Source organism: Cryptosporangium sp. NPDC051539, assembly GCF_044454545.1.
Lineage (GTDB): Bacteria > Actinomycetota > Actinomycetes > Mycobacteriales > Cryptosporangiaceae > Cryptosporangium.
Window position 1 is genome coordinate 1 of record NZ_JBITDV010000025.1, and the last position, 17,886, is coordinate 17,886.

The following is a 17,886-nucleotide window of genomic DNA, read 5'->3' on the forward strand; positions in this document are numbered from 1 at the left end:
CCCGATCCGACAACCGCTCACCGACGACCTTTACCTGACCCGCACGTGGCACGACCTGACCAACGACCGAATTAGACCTAAGTTACCGGTATTGGGGCTAGCCGGCTCGGCCGAGGTGCCGGCGCCACCGTCGCGTCCGCCGTTTTTCGGCGAGAAGTCGGCGAGCCCGGTCGATGTCCGACCGGTGCTCGAGGGGAAGCCTTCCCTGAATCGCGATCGCGCGCTCGATGTGCGGGCGGGCGGCCTTGTTGTTGCCTCTGGCCTGTTCGAGATTGCCGAGGTTGAGCAGAGTCGTGGCCACGAACGGGTGGTCCGACCCCAACGAAACCTCGTAGACGCGCAGCGCAAGGGTGTGGCATTCGACTGCGGCTCTCAGATCGCCGACGAGTTGGAGTGCCACGGCTAGCTCGGTGCGCGTTCTCGCGACATCCAGGTGGTCGGGACCATAAGCTTCGACATAGATGTGGAGCGCACGGCTCAACTCCTTCGCTGCTTCGGCGTACGCTCGTTCGTTGATCTTGATCCGTGCGATTCCTACGACGTTGCTGGCCATGAAAGGATGGTCTTTTCCGAGGCGTTCCTCCAGGATGAGATTCGACTGGAGGTAACTCTTGGTCGCTTCATTCCCGTTTGCGTACAACTTTTGCTGCACGTGGCCCAGGTTCGACAAAATCCTCGCGTACTCGACGCTTCGGGGGCCCTGCGTGACTTCGAGGATTCCTAACGCGCGTCCGAAACTCTGCTTCGATTTCTGGACGAATCCAGCCTCCAGCTGGGCTACTCCGAGGCCGTTCAGCGATGTGGCCACCGAGGAATTCTCTTCGTCGAAGAAGTTGTCCTTGATGGCGACCGCGCGTTCCAGCAGGTCGCACGCCGCGGAGTAGCTGCCCCGACGCCACAAGTACGTACCGAGCTGGGTGAGCGCGATACCGGCATTGTCGTCGGCCACGTTCAGAAGGATTGCCCGGTCAACCGCTGACTCTATGTGCGGGATCAGGTTCACCACCACCGGCCAATTGCGATATTCCCAGGGGTTGTCCGGCATCACGGCTCTCAAGATTTGCAGTACGTGAAGCGTCCAGTCGGCCGCAGTACCCTTGTCGGCCGGGCTGCTTTCGTCCAGCTGGAGGCGGGTGACCTCCGCAACGAGGCGATGTATCCGAATTCGTGCATCATCGATCCGTGTGATCAAGCCGGTTCGCAGCAGGGCGGCCACGCAGTTCTGCACGTCCATTCGCGAGCGCGCGGTTTCGGCTAGTCTGCCGGTGAGCTCACCCTGGAGGAGCTCCGGATTGAACAGGATCACGAGCAGATCGATCTCGTCCGGAGCAAGAAAGGAACAGAGCTGCAAGAGCTCCATGGCGGCCGGGTTGTCCCGGGCGAGATCGCGGAAGTGGATCAGCCAGGTCGTAGCGACGCTTTCGGGGTAGCCGCCGATCTTTTGTGCCAACAGCCGCCCGGCCTCCGCTCGATCCCGGTAGAGGTCCAAGTAGCCTCGGACCGAGAGCTTGCACCCTTTGGCGTACGAGACGGCCTGAGCCAGAGCCAGCGGCAGGTTGTCGAGCGCCTCGACGAGCTCGCGGACGGCCGTGAGCTCGTCCTCGTCGGCAGCGTCGGATCCGAAGAGGCAGTTGACGACGTAGGACATCGACTCGACCTTGGTGAATCCGGCGAGATCTATGGTTCTGGCCAGGTCTTGCCAGCCGGCGTGATCACGGCTGGTGATCAACGTGTGCCCGGCTCCTCCGGGAAGCCATAGCCGGATGAAGTCCGCGCTGGGAGCGTTGTCGAAGATGATCAACCAATCAGCCCGGCTCCGTAATGCGTCCAGCACCCCGCTGATCGTCCTCTGGATGTCCTTCGACCGCTTGACCGAAAACGTCGGAGCCAACGCGGCGATGTCCTTGGCGATGGTCACCTTCGAGTCGGCGCGGACCAGCCAGGTGATCGGGTAGCGCCCGCTGTCCGCCCCCCGATGGGCGAACTCCAGGGCTATCTGGGTCTTTCCTATTCCCCCGAGCCCACCCACCGCGAGCACCGTGACCGGCCCGTCGGAAATTGTGCTGGTCAACTTCTCCAGACACTCTTCACGACCGGAGAACGAGGGGTTGCGAGGGGGAAGGTTGGTCGTTTTCACCCGGCGAGTGCGGCGAGACAGTGGTTTGCTCGAAGGCGCTTCGTAAATGTTGAAGATGTTTTGGTGGACATCGCGGCCGGATTGAAGGACCGTCCCGCTGCTCCACGCCACCGCGTTCTGGTCCACCTTGGCCGAGCGGGGCGCAGAACCCTCACCGGTCGGCGACGGTCTTTCCTCCTCGAGCCAGAGACCTCGTTCTCCCCCCACTTCGGGCAGCTCGAACGGATCGGCGGGTTCGGGCAGGCCGAGGTAGCGGACCGGGACGACAGCAACGAGGACTGCCCAGCAGAGCAAAGCGGCCACTAGCACGAATAGCCATTTGAAGCCGGACATCCAGTGCCAGTGGGGGAGGAGGTCGACGAAGTAGCCGAACCCCGTGATCCCGACGACGAGCACGATCGTGATCGTCAGGAAGGCTGCAGTCGCCGTCGGGCCGCAGCCGCTTCTGAACTGCTTGGGGTCTTTCATTTCACCTGGGTTAGGTGTTATCGGTGAGGCGTGGTGGTGTCGTTTTCCGGTTCGTCCGGCGGGTTTCGCGTGACGATGTGCGCATCCCGCCCGGCCTGGACGGTCATGCCGCCCTGCGATGCGGTACCGCGTTGCTGTACTCGGAATGAATCAGGGCCGGTACGCGACGGATCGGCAGTTGCACGTGTCGCCCGTACCGAAATACCGATGCCGACGATCGCTGCGACAAATCCGCCCAGCGCAGCCCAGTAGCTGGCGGCCTCAGCGCCCTGGCGGGCGAGTACGAAGGCCAACCCGACTAGGCAGGCTGCGGCAAGGAATAACCCCACCCCGCTCAAGACCTTCCCCACGCGGGCATCGTATCGCGGGTCGGTGCCCACCGTGACCTCGTACGGCCCGGCACTTCGTGCGGGCAGGACCTGGATTCGTCGTTCGATTTCCGTGGGGAGGCCGCATTAGCAGACCACGTTCGCTGAATGCGCGGGCCGGTACCCCGGTTCTGGTATCCCCTGGTCCTCAGGAGGTCTTTCCGGCGGCCGTCCGGGCCCAGGTGGCGTCGGTGGTCAGCGTACGGATTCGGTAGAGGCTGGTGGACGCGGTGACGTACAGGTCGGTGCCGTCCGGGCCGCCGAAGCACAGGTTGGAGACCTTCTCCGGCACGGGAATCCGTGCCACGAGCCGGCCCTGGGGCGAGAGCACCTGCACCGAGTCCAGGCTCGACGTCCAGATCCGGCCGGCCACGTCGACGCGGAAGCCGTCGGAGCAGCCCGGTAGGACGGTGGCGAAATCGCGTCCGTTGCTCGCCGTCGTGTGGGACACGTCGTACACCCGGATCAGGCCGCGTGCGGTGTCCACCGTGTCGGACACGTAGAGCAGGCTCTCGTCCGGGGAGAACGCCAGCCCGTTGGGGCGCTGCAGGTCGGTGATCGCGGGCTCGAGGGTGGCGGATTCGGGCTGGTAGCGGAAGACCCAGCAACCGCCGTACTCCATTGAGCCCGGATGGCCTTCGTCGGGCTCGGTGATGCCGTAGGGCGGGTCGGTGAACCAGATCGCCGCGTCGGAGGCCACGACGACGTCGTTCGGTGAGTTCAGCCGATGTTCGCGCCAGTGGTCGACGAGCGTGGCCGGTTCGCCGTCGATCTCGACCTCGACGCAGCGGCGCCCGTGCGAGCATTGCACGACCCGTCCGGCCAGGTCGAGCGTCCGTCCGTTGGTGAATTCGACGTTCTGCCGGTGGACGCGGGTGCGCCCGGACAGCGAGTCGTACTCGTAGATCCTGTTGCCGGGAATTTCGCTCCACCGCAGGCTCTGGGTCTGCGGGAGCCACACGGGTCCCTCGCCCCAGCTCCCGCCGGTCCAGACCCGCTCCAGGTGAGCCCCCGGCGCGACCAGCTCCGCTTCCGCCGTCATCAGGTGATCGAAGCTCACATCCGGCTCGATGTCGACCGGTTCGGGTGAGCAGCGGACCCGGGCGCGGCAGGACCTTTGCCTCTGCCGTCCGGCGCGGCGTCGTCGCACGCTGAGGACGAGAGCCGAGGAGGCCGGAGATGAGCGAGAAGCGCGTCGTGACCGTCGGCGTCGACGGATCGGAATCCGCCCTGGCGGCGGTGGACTGGGCGGTCGAGTACGTCCGCGACCGCGGGGTGTGCCTTCGGTTGCTGCACGGGCTCGAAGTGCCGGTGCCGGTGCCCGCCTACACGCCGTACCCGCTGCCGGATCCGCGCGGCGCGATCGAGAACGAGGCCCGGCGTGACTTGGCCGCCGCCCTCGACCGCGTTCGCCTGGCGGCGCCCGACGTGGACGTGACGGCATCCGTCGTCGCGCTGCCGCCGATTCGCGCGCTCCTGGACGGCGCGCGTCACAGCGAGCGGCTCGTCGTCGGCTGCCGCGGCCTGAATCCGGTCGCCACCGTGCTGCTGGGCTCGGTGTCCGCAGCGGTTGCCGCGCATGCGGCCTGCCCGGTCGTGGTGGTCCGCGGTCACCAGCGGTCCGGCGGGACCGCTCCCGTCGTCGTCGGCGTCGCGGGTACCGACCACGAGGACGCCACGCTGGCCGCCGCGTTCGAGGAGGCGGCCGTGCGGCACGCGCCGCTCGTCGCGGTCCACGCCTGGAGCGACGTGACCCTCGAGGCGACGGCGCGCACGATGGCCGGCGTCTGGGCGAGCTTCGACACGCTGCGGACGGAGGCGCGCAACCGGCTCGAGTCGACGCTCAGCGGGTGGGCGGACAAGTACCCCGGCGTCTCGATCGACTCGCAGATCGTGCGCGACGGCCCGGCCCCCGCACTGCTGACGCTGAGCACGATGGCGCAGCTGATCGTCGTCGGTTCGCACGGCCGCGGCGGCTTCGCCGGGATGCGGCTCGGTTCGGTCAGCCGCCGGCTCGTCCACCAGGCGGACTGTCCCGTGCTGGTCGTCCGGCGTGCATGCCGTTCCGGAGGGGAGGAGGAGCCGGGCGCGCCCGAGACGTCATGACCACCACCGTGCCGGGACCGGATGACGGTGGCCGGCCCACCGCGGCGAGGGTCTGAACAGACAATAGAAGTCCAACCGATCAACCGTTTTATCAAAAAGCTGATGCTGATATAATGCGCTTTCTGAGTACTAGATTCTTCCGCGTGAAACCAACCGCGGCGAATGCGCAGCCTCTGCCCTATCGGGTGGGCGATATTTCTTGCACCGGCCTGCTGTTTCGGCCCCCGGGTGAACCGGGGTCCCGTCCGGGAATTCTGCTTTTGCACGGCGGCGCGGGCCTCGACGCGCACGCTCGGAGACAGGGCCGCCGGTACGCGGATCTGGGCTACGTGGTGTTCGCCGCGGACCTGTACGGCGACGGTGTGGCCGGCGACCGGCAACGGATCATGGCCCAGCTCACCGCCTTACGTGACGACCCCGAGCTGCTGGCCGAGCGCGGTCGATCCGCGCTGGCCGTGCTCGCCGGCGCATCCGGGCCGGCCGGCGTCCACGCCACGATCGGGTTCTGTTTCGGTGGCCTGGCCGCACTGACCCTCGCCCGCAGCGGAGCGGCGCTGGCCGGTGCGGTCAGCGTGCACGGCACCCTGGCCGCCCCGGCCCCGGCCACCCCGGCCCCGGCCGGGCCCGGCTCGATCAGTGCCCGCGTCTTGGTCTGTCACGGGGCGCTGGATCCCCACGTGCCGGTGGCGCAGGTGAAGCGGTTCGCCACCGAGATGGAGCGAGCCGGAGCCGACTGGCAGCTGAACGTGTACGGGGGCGCCGAGCACGGCTTCACCCACGAGGGCGCCGCACCGGGGGCGGGAACCGGGGTGTCCTACCACGCGACGGCCGACGCCCGGTCGCATGCCGACATCCGTGCCTTCCTGGCTGACGTCCTCGCCGTCTGACCGGTCCCGACTCGCCTCCCGGCCGGCGTAGTGGCTCCGGCCCCCTGTTCGCGCGCGTCGGGACCGACCGGTCCGGCCCGATCTGTGCCAACTTGCGAGCGGGTGGGTGAGCGCGTTCCCAACCCGCTCCGGCGGTAATAGCCTCGTGGCGCGGCCGACGTCGACCGCTCATCGCACCGCTTGAGCAGAAGGCGGTACCTCGTGGGACGAGGCGACGGCAGGCGTGCCCGCACGACGTTGGTGGGCCGGGGCGCCGAGCGCACCCTGATCGACGAGACGCTGGCCGCGACACGCGCGGGCGAGAGCCGGGTGCTGATCCTCCGAGGTGACGCCGGCGTCGGGAAATCCGCGCTGCTGGAGTACGCGGTGGCCGCGGCGACCGGCACCCGGGTGATGCGCGCCGCCGGCGTCGAGTCCGGGATGGAGCTGGCGTTCGCGGCGTTGCATCAGCTCTGCGCGCCGCTGCTCGATCGGCGCAACCGGCTGCCCGGCCCGCAGCGTGCGGCGCTCGAGAGGGTGTTCGGCCTCCGGGAGGGTGCCGCGCCAGACCGGTTCCTGGTCGGCCTAGCGGTACTGAACCTCCTCTCTGGTGCTTCCGAGGAACAGCCGTTGCTGTGCGTCGTCGACGATGCCCAGTGGCTCGACCGGGCTTCCGCCCAGATCCTGGGTTTCGTCTCCCGGCGGCTGCTGGCCGAGTCGATCGTCCTGCTCATCGGCGTCCGGCAGCCCGGGGCCGAACTGGCCGGCCTGCCCACGCTCGAGGTCACCGGGCTCCGCGATGCCGACGCCCACGCGCTGCTCGACTCCGTCACTCATTCCCGGCTCGACCAGCAGATCCGCGATCGGATCGTCGCGGAGACCAAGGGCAACCCGCTGGCGATGCTCGAACTGCCGCGCGGGCTGACCGTCACCCAGATGGCGGGTGGGTTCGGCTTGCTGCGCTCCGATCCGCTGCCCGGCCGGATCGAGGGCAGCTTCCTGGCCCGGATCGAGCGGTTGCCCGCGGCGACCAGACTTCTTCTGCTGGTCGCGGCCGCTGAGCCGGTTGGAGATCCGGCCCTGGTGTGGCGTGCGGCCCGGCGGCTCGGCGTCACCCCCGCCGAAGCCCTCGCGGGCGGCACCGACGGGCTGCTGTCGATCGGCGAATACGTCGTCTTCCGGCACCCGCTGGTGCGTTCGGCGGTGTACGGAGCCGCGGAGGCGAAGGATCGGCGCGCGGCGCACCTGGCGCTGGCGGAAGCCACCGACGCGCAGGCCGATCCGGATCGCCGCGCCTGGCACCTGGCCTCGGCCGCAGCTGCACCCGACGAAGCGGTGGCCGTCGAACTCGAAGGATCCGCCGACCGGGCCCAGGCGCGCGGCGGACTCGCCGCCGCCGCGGCGTTCCTCCAGCGCTCCGTCGCGCTCACCGGCGACGCCTCCCGGCGTGCCGACCGCGCGCGGGCGGCCGCGGTCGCCAGCCTGCGAGCCGGTGACCTGGACGGCGCGCGGAGATTCGCCGACCTGGCGGAAGAGAGCGCCCGGACCGACTTCCAGCGCGCCCGCGTCCGCCTCCTGCGAGGTCAGATCGCGTTCGCGTCCGGGCTCAACGATGAGGGCCCCGACATTTTGCTCAGCGCGGCGCAACAGCTCGAGCCGTTCGACGCGGTTCTCGCTCGGGAGACCTACTTCCTGGCCTGGGGCATGGCGGCACTGGTTGCAGCGGCCGGCGAGAGCTTGCTCGCGATCTCCCGGGCGGTGACGCGGCTGCCTCCGACCGTGCCGGGCCGCAATCTCGACCTGGCGCTCGACGGGTACGCCTTACTCGTCACCGAGGGGCGGGCGGCGGCCATCCCGACTCTGCTGCGGGTCGCCGCCGGGCTCGCGGACTATCCGGCGGAGGACGTCCTGCGGTGGGGCTGGGTGGTCTCCGGTATCAGCGCGGCCGTGTGGGACGACGAGCTCATGCACCGGCTGTACCTCCGGTCGGTGGAGGTGATCCGCGACGCCGGCGCCTTGACCGAGCTGCCGCTCTGCCTGATCTCCCTGGGGATCTCCACCACCTGGATCGGCGACTTCACCGAGGCCGCCGCGATCGCCGCCGAGGCCGACCTGGTCGCCGCCGCGACCGGCAGCCCGCACGCACCGAACGCCAAGCTCTTCCTGGCTGCTCAGCGGGGTCGGGAGGCCGAGGCGTCACTCCTGATCGACGAGACCCTCGAGCAGGCGGGTGCGGGCGGTCAGTTGATGGGCGTCACCTGCGCCAACTGGGCGGCTGCCATCCTCAACAACGGTCTGGGCCGCTACGACCGCGCGGCGCGCGCGGCGCAGGTGTGTCTCGGGATCCCCGAGCTGTGGGTCTCGGTCTGGGTGCTGCCCGAGCTCGTCGAGGCGGCGGCCCGTCTCGGTGAGGACGACCTGGCCCGCGACGCCCTCCGACGATTGACCGAAGCGACGCAGCCCTGTGGCACGGACTGGGCGCTCGGGATCCTCGCCCGGTCGCGGGCGATGCTGAGCGAGGCACCGGACACCGACGCGCTCTACCTCGAGGCGGTCGAACGGCTGGGCCGGACACAACTGCGCCCCGAACTCGCCCGGGCTCACCTCGTCTACGGCGAATGGCTGCGCCGGGAGGGCCGCCGGGCCGACGCGCGCGTTCAGCTGGGCACGGCGCACGACTGCTTCGTCGAGATCGGCATGGAGGCGTTCGCCGAACGCGCCCGACGCGAGCTGCTGGCCGCCGGTAAGAAGGTACGGGCGCGGACGACCCGGTCCTCGGCCGCAGACGAACTGACTCCTCAGGAGCGGCAGATCGCGTTGCTGGTGAGAGACGGTTACTCCAACCCCGAGGTCGGCGAGCGGCTCTTTCTGAGCCCGCGAACCGTGGAATGGCACCTCCGCAAGGTCTTCCGGAAGCTGTCGGTAGGGTCGCGTCGCGAGCTGCGCGACGCCCTGCGAACCGAAAGCGCCGACGACACCGCCACGTAGTCGCGGGCAGACCAGGGAGACTCCCTGGCGCGAGCACGGGTACCGAACCGCGAACGTCACGACGTCGGCAGTGAGCGCTAGCGTCGGAGGAAGTCGTGGCAGAGCAGGCACTGACCGGAGCCGTCGCACTCGTGACCGGAGCGAGCAGCGGTATCGGTGCCGCCACCGCGCGTCACCTGGGCGCGCTCGGGGCCACCGTGGCGTTGGTGGCGCGCCGCCGCGACCGCCTCGATCGGCTGGCCGACGACATCCTGGCGTCGGGCGGGGGCGCTCTCGCGATCGAGTGCGATCTCACCGAGCCGGGACGGGCGCGGCAACTCGTGGGGGACACCGTCGACCTCCTCGGTCGCCTGGACATCCTGGTCAACAACGCCGCAGTGATGCGGCTCGACACCGCCCTGCACACCACGATCGAGGAATGGGACCGGATGGTGGCGCTCAACGTGTCAGCGCTCCTGCACACGACGTACGCTGCGGTTCCCTACCTGATCGACGGAGCCGCGACGTCCCCGCGCCACGTCACCGACCTGGTGAACGTCAGCTCGACCGCCGGACGGGTCGCACGTCCGGGCGGGAGCGTCTACGCGCTGACGAAGTTCGGCCTGAACGGCTTCACCGAGGCGCTGCGTCAGGAGCTCCTGGTCGAAGGCGTACGGGTCAGCGTCGTCGCACCCGGCGCGGTCGCCGCGGAACCGGCCGACCACGTCGACGACGCGGTCGGGCATCGGCCGGCCGCCATCGAGCCACTACGCGCCGAAGACATCGCGGACGCGATCGGCTACATCGTCACCCGCGAGCGGCGGGTGGCCGTGAACGAGATGCTGGTCCGCGCGGGGGAGCAGACATGGTGACCCCCACCCTCCTGTCGCTGAACGTCGGGATGCCCAAGGACGTCGCGTGGCACGACAAAACCGTCCGGACCGGTATCTGGAAAACGCCGGTGACCGGGCCACGGATGGCCCGGCGGCTGAACATCGACGGCGACGGCCAGGGAGACCTCGGGGGTCACGGCGGCGAGAACCGGGCCGTGCTGGTCTACCAGTTGGAGTCGATCGAGTACTGGCGCACGGTGCTGGACCGACCGGACATCGGCTACGGCCACTTCGGCGAGAACTTCACCGTCACCGGGCTGGCCGACGACGAGGTGTGCATCGGCGACCGGTACCGGATCGGCGACGCCGAGTTCGAGGTGACCCAGCCCCGCGTGACCTGCTACCGGCTGGGTCTGCGGCTCGGCACCCCGAACCTGCCCGCGCTGCTGGTCTCCCATCACCGGCCCGGCTTCTATCTACGGGTCCTCGCCGAAGGTGCGGTGGGCGCCGGCGACCGGATCGTCCGGACCCGCCGCGGGCCGCACGAGATGACCGTCGCCGAGATCGACGCACTGCTCTACCTGCCCGGCCGCGACCGGGGTCGGCTCGAGGACGCCGTCGACGTCCCGGCGCTGAGCCCGGGCTGGCAGGGCTCGTTCCGGGACCTGCTCGACGGGGGCGCTGCCGCGACGTCGGCCTGGACCGGTTTCCGGGCCCTGCGGGTCACGGACCTCACCCGGGAGAGCTCGACGATTCGCTCGGTCCGGCTGGCCTCTCCGGACGGCTCCCCGCTGCCGCCGGCCCGGCCCGGCCAGTACGTGACGCTCCGCGTCGACGGCGCCGTCCGCAGCTACTCGCTCTCCTCCGAGCCGGGCGACGCCACCTACCGCATCAGCGTGAAACGCGACGGCCGGGTCAGCACCTTCCTGCACACCGCGCTGCGGGTCGGCGCGGAGGTCGAGACGGCCGCGCCCCGCGGCGAGTTCGTCCTGGCTCCGGGCGACGAACCCGTGCTGCTGCTCTCGGCGGGCGTCGGCGCCACCCCGGTACTGGCCATGCTGCACCAGCTCGCCGCCGAGCACTCCGGACGCGCGGTGTGGTGGGTGCACACCGCCCACGACGCCGCTCAGCTCGCGTTCGGCGAGGAGGCCGGCCAACTGCTGAAGACGCTCCCGAACGCCCACCAGCAGCTGTTCCTCACTGCCGGGCACGGCGGACGGCTGTCCGCGGCCACGCTGGCGGGCCTCGGCCTGCCGGCTTCCGCCAGTGCCTACCTCTGCGGTCCACAAGCCTTCATGGACGACATGAGCAGCGCGCTCGTCGGGCTGGGATTCGACCCCGCGCGGCTGCACACCGAGCGCTTCGGGGCCCGGGAAGCGTTCAACCCGGGCGTGACCAGCACTGCCGCCGCGGTTCGCCCCCACCCACCGGCCGGTCCGCCCGGTACCGGACCGCAGGTCACGTTCGCCCGCGCCGGCCTGACCGTGCGGTGGTCGGCCGACCGGGCATCGCTGCTGACGCTCGCCGAGGCCTGCGACGTGCCGACGCGTTGGTCCTGCCGCACCGGTGTCTGCCACAACTGCGTCACCCCGCTGCTCGGCGGTCAGGTGACCTACGAGCCCGAGCCGCTCGAACGGCCCGGCCCCGAGGACGTCCTGCTGTGCTGCAGCCACCCCCGTGACGACGTCGTGCTCGACCTCTGAAGCCGACGGCCCTAGGCCTCGAGGAGCCTGGTGTCCAGCAACGACGGGCGCGCACGAAGCTGACGGCGCGAGGTGATGCCGAGGATTCCGAACACCTTGCGCAGGTGCCACTCCACGGTGCGGGGACTGAGGTAGAGCCGGGCGCCGATCTCCGGATTGGAGAGACCGTCGCGTGCCAGCCGCGCGATCTGCAGCTCTTGCGGCGTCAGATGGCTGCGCAGGTCGCCGGTCCGCTTGCGCACGGTCTCACCGGTCGCCGACAGCTCCAGTCGGGCGCGCTCGGCGAAGGATTCCATCCCGATCGCGGTGAACTGTTCGTGGGCTGCGCGCAGGTGTTCCCGCGCGTCGACCCGGCGGTGCTCCCGGCGCAGCCACTCGCCGTAGAGCAGGTGGGCGCGCGCGAGCTCGGGACGCAACAGGCTGCGGCCGAGGTGCTCGATCGCGTCTCGATACAGGGCGTCGGCCTGCTCGCCCGTTGCCCTCAGGGCCCGGGACCGGGCCGCGATACCCCGGGCCCCGTCGTGGGTCAGATGAGCGGTGGCTCCGAGTACTCGCTGCAGGGCGTACTCGGCCACGGCCGTCCGTCCGGCCCGGGTCGCGGCTTCGAGCAACTCCACCGCGATCCACGCGGACCCGAACATCTCGGGTTCGTCGCCAGTGCTCTCGCGTGCGGCGGCCAGCGCGTCCTCGTACTGACCGAGGCTGTTGCACAGCACGAGGCGGGAGAAGTCGCTGCGCTCCAGCACGGCTCTCTGACCGGCGGCCGCGGCGTCCTTCACGACCGCCTGGATCAACGCCCTGGCTTCGGCCTCCTGCCCGCGGGCGGCGGCCAGCCTCATCGGGAGGTACGACGCGACGACGGTGCTGGTGTGGTCGCTGATCGCGTCCATCTCCACGATCGCCTGCGAGACGTCGGCGAAGTCGCCGCACCGCACCGCGGCTTGACCGTAGACGCCGAGTTCGAATTCGAGCCGTGCCAGCGCGCCCCGCCCACGGGCGACCGTCAACGCCCGCGTGCACAGGGCGTAGACACTCTCGTCGTCCCAGATCGTCCACGCCGCCAGGACGGCCAGCCAGTTCCAGCGGACGATCGTCTCGGGCGGGCAGGCCTCGTCGATGAACGTGGCCACCGCCCGGTGAAGCTGCGGAGCAGCGGCCCGGGGCCCCTCGATGATCACCGTGGCGAGGCTGTCCAGCAGGAGATCCACCGGACGGGCGGGCCCGTCCGGCCGGGGCGCGTCCAGTGCCGCGCGGGACACGGTGAGGCGGTCGTCGGCAGCGGAGCCGTGGCCGGCGATGTACGCGGCCGCCCAGGCATCGAGGTAGGTGTCCCTGGCGAGACCGGCGTCCACCGGCTCGAGTCGTTTCGCGGCCTTGAGCAGTGACGCGAAAGCGTCGGCGCTCCTGGTTTCGAAGAGGGAGATCTGGGCTCGGAGGATGTCGACCTCCGCGTGCTGGTACTCGGCCAGCGGCCCGATCTCCGCGCTGGCCACGAGACGGCGCGCCGCGTCGAACCGGCCGACGTTCGCACTGGCCCTCGCCGCGGCGAGGGCGCGTTCCGCGCGCCGGGCCGGGTCGCTGCTCAGTGCCACCGCCCGCTGGAGGAGCGCGGCGACGGCGGCGAGCCCCCCACGGCCCCGGGCGCGCTCGGCCGAGTCTTCGAGCTCGGTCGCGACGTCCTCGTCCGGTCCCGGTACCGCGCCGGCGCGGTGCCAGGCGCGGCGATCCGGATCGGTGTCGGCGTCCGTCACGGCGGCCAGTGCGCCGTGCACGCGGAGCCGGTCGGCGGGCGCGGCCGAGCGGTAGACCGCCGAGCGTGCGAGGGGATGCGTGAACTGGACCCGGGCACCGAGCGCCACCAGCCCGGCGTCGATCGCCGGGGCGAGCGCCGAGATGTCGAGGCCGAGCGCGGCGGTCGCGCGATACAGCAGCGCGGTGTTGCCGGTGGGCTCGGCCGCGGCGATGAGGACGAGCAGTTGCGTGTCGGCGGGAAGAGAGGAGAACCGCCGGGCGTAGCCCTCTTCGAGTTTGTGGCTGATCGGCCGGCTGTCCGGTAACCCGAAGCCGCCGGCCAGATCATCGTTCTTCCAGGCCTGGGGGAGCTCGATGAGCGCGAGGGGATTCCCCTGGCTCTCCGCGACGATCCGGTTGGACAGGGCGGCATCCACGGGACCGCGGACGTTGCTCAGCAGCAGCGCCCGGGAGGCGGCGTCGTCCAGCCCCCGCACGGCCAGCTCCGGCATGCCGGGCAGAACCCGATCGCCGGTGCCCCGGCGCGCGCCGCACACGATCGCGATCCGCTCCGCGAGCAGCCTCCGGGCCACGAAGGCGAGGATTTCCGTCGACGCTTCGTCGAGCCACTGCGTGTCGTCGACGAGGCAGATCAGCGGCCGCTCCTCGGCCACCTCGGCCAGCAGCGTCAGCGTGGCCAGCCCGACCAGGAACCGGTCGGGTGGCGGGCCGGCGCTGAGCCCGAAGACCGTCGCCAGGGCCGTGCGCTGCGGGCCGGGCAAGGCCTGGAGGTGGTTGAGCATCGGCCCGCAGAGCTGGTGCAGGCCGCTGTAGGCGAGCTCCATCTCGGACTCGGTGCCCACTGCCGTCGCGACGTGCCAGTCGCCGGCCTGGCCGGAGAGGTAGTGCAACAGCGCGCTCTTGCCGACGCCGGGGTCGCCGCGCAACACCAGGACCTGGCTCGTGCCGGCGGATGCGGTGGTCAACAGGCGGTCGAGGGCCTGGCATTCGCGTGCACGGCCGAAGAGCCTCGGCTCCGGTCCTCGGATCTGGCGAGCCATGCCGCCCTACGGTTGTCCAATGTGGCACTGACCGGGCCTGTTGAGCGCTCGTGCGACGGAACGCCCGTTCTCCGTACGATACTCACTTCCGCTGCCATCGGCACCGGTCCGCCGGAGGTGCAGTAGGCGCTACCTCCGCGGTACCGCTGGCGCGACGGCCGGTCGAGTAGTGGGCGGCAATGACCCCGCCGCCCGTTCTCGACAGGATCGAAGCATGACGAAAACGACCAAGATCCCCTTCCGTACGGCGGCACTGGTCCTCGCCGCGGCTGCCGCGCTGACGGGCGTCGGAATGAGCAACGTGGCCGTCGCCGACCCGCCGAAGGTGAACGACGCCCTGCAGCGGGAGGCCGCCCAGCACGTCCGGAAGGCCGGGCCGCCGGGGTACGTCGTCCGGATCGACAACGGACGTCAGGTCTACACCCTGGCCGAGGGGGTGGCGGACAAGTCGACCGGCCGTCGCCTCACCACGCACGACCAGTTCGAGGCCGGCAGCAACACCAAGACGTTCACCGCCACGCTCGCACTGCAGCAGGTCGACCGGGGCCGGCTCCGGCTGGATGCGCCGGTCGAGAAGTACCTTCCCGGGGTCGTGCCGAACGGCCGGAACATCACCGTCCGGATGCTGCTGAACCACACCAGCGGCCTGTTCAGCTACACCGGTGACCCGGCCTTCTTCACCGACATGGCCAAGGATCCGCAGCACGTCTACACCGACGCCGAACTGCTGAAGATCGCGTTCGGGCACCAGCCGTACTTCGCGCCCGGAAAGGGCTGGCAGTACTCGAACACGAACTACACGCTGCTCGGGATGATCCTGCAGAAGCAGACCGGGAAGACGATGCCGGTCCTGGTGCGGGAGCGCATCACCGAGCCGCTCGGGCTGGCGCACACGTACTACGCCGACCCGAAGACCGGGAAAACGGCGCACGGCTACGCGATCGAGTACGCGAGCGGCACGCCGCGGTACACCGACATCTCCGGGTGGCCGATCGGGAGCTGGGCCGGTCCGGCCGGTGCGATCGTCACCACGACGGACGATCTGTCCAGGTTCTTCTCCTCGCTGCTGCAGGGCAAGCTGTTCTCGCCGGCACAGCTCGAGCAGATGAAGACGACGGTTCCGCTGCCCGCCGACTACCCGATCAAGGGCGGCTACGGCCTCGGCCTGTTCCGGACCGACTCGGCGTGCGGCACGGTGTGGGGCCACGGCGGCGACACGATGGGCCACCACAGCACCGCGGTGGCGACCGAGGACGGCCGGCGCACGGCGGTCTCCGACGCCACCGGCGAGCCCAACGACCCGACCGAGAACGCGGGGGTGAAGCGGTACTACGAGGCCACCGTGTTCGGTGCCGACGTCGTGACCACCTGCCAGATGCTGGGCCGGCCGGTGCCGGCCGAGGTACTCGCGAGCCTGCGCGGTTAGTAGCAATCCGAGACCAGCGTCTCCCCACCGGGAGACGCTGGTCTCGTCCGGCGCGGCCGCGCCGAGTCGGCCTACCCGCGCAGTAGCCCTCGCTGGAGCGCGCACGTGCTGCGGAACACGTCCGCCACGTCGGCGTCTTCTCCGGCCACCCGCCGGGTCGCCCACTCGTCCAGGGCCGCGTTGAGCACGACGCTGACGGTCTCCACCACCAGCCGCGCGCGGACCGACCCCGCGCCCTGCTGCCTCGACCGGCACTGCTCGGCGTCGAGCACCAGCGAGGCCGAGCGCAGGTTTCCGTCGGCCTTGCACAGGCACCGGACCCGCATCATCAACCGCAGCGGTGCGTGCTCACCGGCGCTGAACGCCCCGAGGGCCGAGGCGGTCGCGCCGGCCAGGCCTCCGAACGTCAGATCGCCCGACGGCAGGAAATCGCTCACCGCGTCGAAGAACGACCTCTTGACGCCCAGCACGGCGTCTTCCTTCGTCGGGAAGTAGCGGAAGAACGTCCGGGGTGACACCCCAGCGGCCGCGGCGATGTCGTCGACCGTGGTGTGCTCCGACCCCTGCCGCTCGAACAACGCGAACGCGGCCGCCTCGATCTCCGCCGCGGTGGCCAGCCGGCGACGCTCACGAAGACCGGTGATGTCAGTCACGCCCCCGATGCTAGTCACCGCCGACATGGCAGTGACTGCCACTAAGCTGGCTCCCAGCACCAGGTCCCCGAGGAGTCCTTCTTGGCTATCGCAGCCGCCCCCGAGATCAGCCGACGACCGCAACTGCGCCGGGAAGACCGCACCCTCATCGCGTTACTGCTCGTCTCGACGTTCGTCGTCATCTTCAACGAGACCGTCATGAGCCTGGCCCTCCCGCACCTCATGACCGACCTCGACATTTCCGCATCCACCGCCCAGTGGGTCACGACCGGCTTCCTGCTCACGATGTCGGTGGTCATCCCGGCGACCGGCTTCATCATGGAGCGGTTCAGCGTCCGGCAGATCTACATCGCCGCGATGGTGCTGTTCAGCACCGGCACGCTCGTCGCCGCGCTCGCGCCCGGCTTCCCGCTGCTGCTCACCGGCCGCGTGATCCAGGCCATGGGCACCGGCGTGATGCTGCCGCTGCTGATCACCACCGTGATGAACCTGGTTCCCGAGCACATGCGCGGCCGGGTCATGGGCGTCATCTCGATCGTCATCTCGGTCGCGCCCGCGGTCGGCCCGACCGTGTCGGGCGTGGTGCTGTCCCGGCTGAGCTGGCGCTGGCTGTTCCTCGTCGTGCTGCCGATCGCGCTGTTCAGCCTGGTGCTCGGCGCGTTGAAGGTCCGCAACGTCACCACCCCGCGGCCGGCCCGCCTGGACGTGCTGTCGCTGCTGCTCTCCGCGGTCGGGTTCGGCGGCCTGATCTACGGTCTGTCGAGCCTCGGCGACGCCTCCGGTCACACGCCGGTCGCGCCCTGGATCCCGGTTCTCGTCGGCGTGATCGCGCTCGTCCTGTTCGCCCGGCGTCAGTTCACCGTGACCGGCGACCCACTGCTCGACCTGCGGGTCTTCGGCCGCCGTGACTTCACGGTCTCGACGTTCGTGACGCTGGCCGGGTTCGTCGCGCTGTTCGGCGGGCTGATCCTGATGCCGATCTACCTGCAGACCGTCCGTGACGTCAGCACGCTCGCCGCGGGGTTGCTGGTGCTTCCGGGCGGCATCGCCATGGGCGCGCTGTCTCCGCTGGTCGGGCGGCTCTTCGACCGGTTCGGGCCACGTCCGCTGGTGATCCCGGGTGCGGTCGTGCTCAGCAGTGCGCTCTGGCTGCTGGCCACGGTCGGACCGACGACCGCCCTCGCGGTCGTGGTGCTGCTGCACGTGATGCTGATGTCCGCGCTCGCGCTGATGGTCACGCCCCTGATGACGTCCGCGCTCGGCAGCCTGCCGTCCGGTCTCTACGGCCACGGCAGCGCCGTGCTCAGCACTCTGCAGCAGCTCGCCGGTGCGGCCGGTACCGCGCTGTTCATCACGGTGCTGTCCCGGACGACCGCGTCCGAGTTCGCCGCCGGCGCGACCGAAAAGGCCGCCACGGCCGACGGGGTGAGCGACGCGTTCATCGCCGGCGGCGTCGTGTCGCTGGTCGCGGTGGTCGCGGCCCTCCTGGTGCGCCGCACCGCGGCGGTCGACGGCCCGGTCCACTGACCGTCTGCCCACCGGACGGGGGGCGGCGGAGCGGCCCGCG

Annotated in this window: 12 protein-coding genes; 7 read left to right on the plus strand and 5 right to left on the minus strand. The window is 70.2% G+C overall.

Annotation, left to right across the window (positions count from 1 at the left end; translation table 11 throughout):
• Positions 1-97: 97 nt before the first annotated feature.
• The 3 genes from ACIBZJ_RS42355 to ACIBZJ_RS42365 all read right to left on the minus strand — a co-directional run bounded on the left by ACIBZJ_RS42355 (position 98) and on the right by ACIBZJ_RS42365 (position 4,015).
• Complete coding sequence (locus ACIBZJ_RS42355; RefSeq protein WP_395939275.1) at positions 98-2,605, minus strand: tetratricopeptide repeat protein; 2,508 nt, start codon at positions 2,603-2,605, stop codon at positions 98-100.
• A gap of 17 nt (positions 2,606-2,622) precedes the next feature.
• Positions 2,623-2,955, minus strand: a complete 333-nt coding sequence (locus ACIBZJ_RS42360; RefSeq protein WP_395939276.1) for a hypothetical protein — start codon at positions 2,953-2,955, stop codon at positions 2,623-2,625.
• A gap of 166 nt (positions 2,956-3,121) precedes the next feature.
• Positions 3,122-4,015, minus strand: a complete 894-nt coding sequence (locus ACIBZJ_RS42365) for an SMP-30/gluconolactonase/LRE family protein (RefSeq protein ID WP_395939277.1) — start codon at positions 4,013-4,015, stop codon at positions 3,122-3,124.
• Positions 4,016-4,152: 137 nt separating this feature from the next.
• Between ACIBZJ_RS42365 and ACIBZJ_RS42370 the strand changes: the two genes are divergently transcribed.
• The 5 genes from ACIBZJ_RS42370 to ACIBZJ_RS42390 all read left to right on the plus strand — a co-directional run bounded on the left by ACIBZJ_RS42370 (position 4,153) and on the right by ACIBZJ_RS42390 (position 11,448).
• Positions 4,153-5,079, plus strand: a complete 927-nt coding sequence (locus ACIBZJ_RS42370; protein WP_395939278.1) for a universal stress protein — start codon at positions 4,153-4,155, stop codon at positions 5,077-5,079.
• Between the two features lie 113 nt (positions 5,080-5,192).
• Positions 5,193-5,966 (plus strand): dienelactone hydrolase family protein, encoded by a 774-nt coding sequence (locus ACIBZJ_RS42375; RefSeq protein WP_395939279.1) that lies wholly within the window; start codon positions 5,193-5,195, stop codon positions 5,964-5,966.
• Between the two features lie 201 nt (positions 5,967-6,167).
• Positions 6,168-8,933 (plus strand): AAA family ATPase, encoded by a 2,766-nt coding sequence (locus ACIBZJ_RS42380; protein WP_395939280.1) that lies wholly within the window; start codon positions 6,168-6,170, stop codon positions 8,931-8,933.
• Between the two features lie 95 nt (positions 8,934-9,028).
• On the plus strand, positions 9,029-9,784 hold the full coding sequence (locus tag ACIBZJ_RS42385) for an SDR family NAD(P)-dependent oxidoreductase (protein WP_395939281.1): 756 nt from the start codon (positions 9,029-9,031) through the stop codon (positions 9,782-9,784).
• Positions 9,778-11,448, plus strand: a complete 1,671-nt coding sequence (locus ACIBZJ_RS42390; RefSeq protein ID WP_395939282.1) for an MOSC domain-containing protein — start codon at positions 9,778-9,780, stop codon at positions 11,446-11,448. The genes ACIBZJ_RS42385 and ACIBZJ_RS42390 overlap by 7 nt, the downstream gene beginning before the upstream one ends.
• 11 nt (positions 11,449-11,459) lie before the next feature.
• On the opposite strand, the gene ACIBZJ_RS42395 is transcribed toward ACIBZJ_RS42390, so the two are convergent.
• The gene (locus tag ACIBZJ_RS42395; RefSeq protein WP_395939283.1) at positions 11,460-14,240 is read right to left on the minus strand and encodes an ATP-binding protein; all 2,781 of its coding nucleotides are present in this window, start codon (positions 14,238-14,240) and stop codon (positions 11,460-11,462) included.
• Positions 14,241-14,454: 214 nt separating this feature from the next.
• Between ACIBZJ_RS42395 and ACIBZJ_RS42400 the strand changes: the two genes are divergently transcribed.
• Positions 14,455-15,666, plus strand: coding sequence for a serine hydrolase domain-containing protein (locus ACIBZJ_RS42400; RefSeq protein ID WP_395939284.1), 1,212 nt, complete (start codon positions 14,455-14,457; stop codon positions 15,664-15,666).
• A gap of 71 nt (positions 15,667-15,737) precedes the next feature.
• Here the strand turns inward: ACIBZJ_RS42400 and ACIBZJ_RS42405 are convergent, their stop codons facing one another.
• Positions 15,738-16,319, minus strand: a complete 582-nt coding sequence (locus ACIBZJ_RS42405) for a TetR family transcriptional regulator (protein ID WP_395939285.1) — start codon at positions 16,317-16,319, stop codon at positions 15,738-15,740.
• 81 nt (positions 16,320-16,400) lie between these two features.
• Here ACIBZJ_RS42405 and ACIBZJ_RS42410 point away from each other — a divergent pair, with 81 nt between their 5' ends.
• Positions 16,401-17,846, plus strand: a complete 1,446-nt coding sequence (locus tag ACIBZJ_RS42410; RefSeq protein WP_395939286.1) for an MDR family MFS transporter — start codon at positions 16,401-16,403, stop codon at positions 17,844-17,846.
• Positions 17,847-17,886 lie beyond the last annotated feature (40 nt).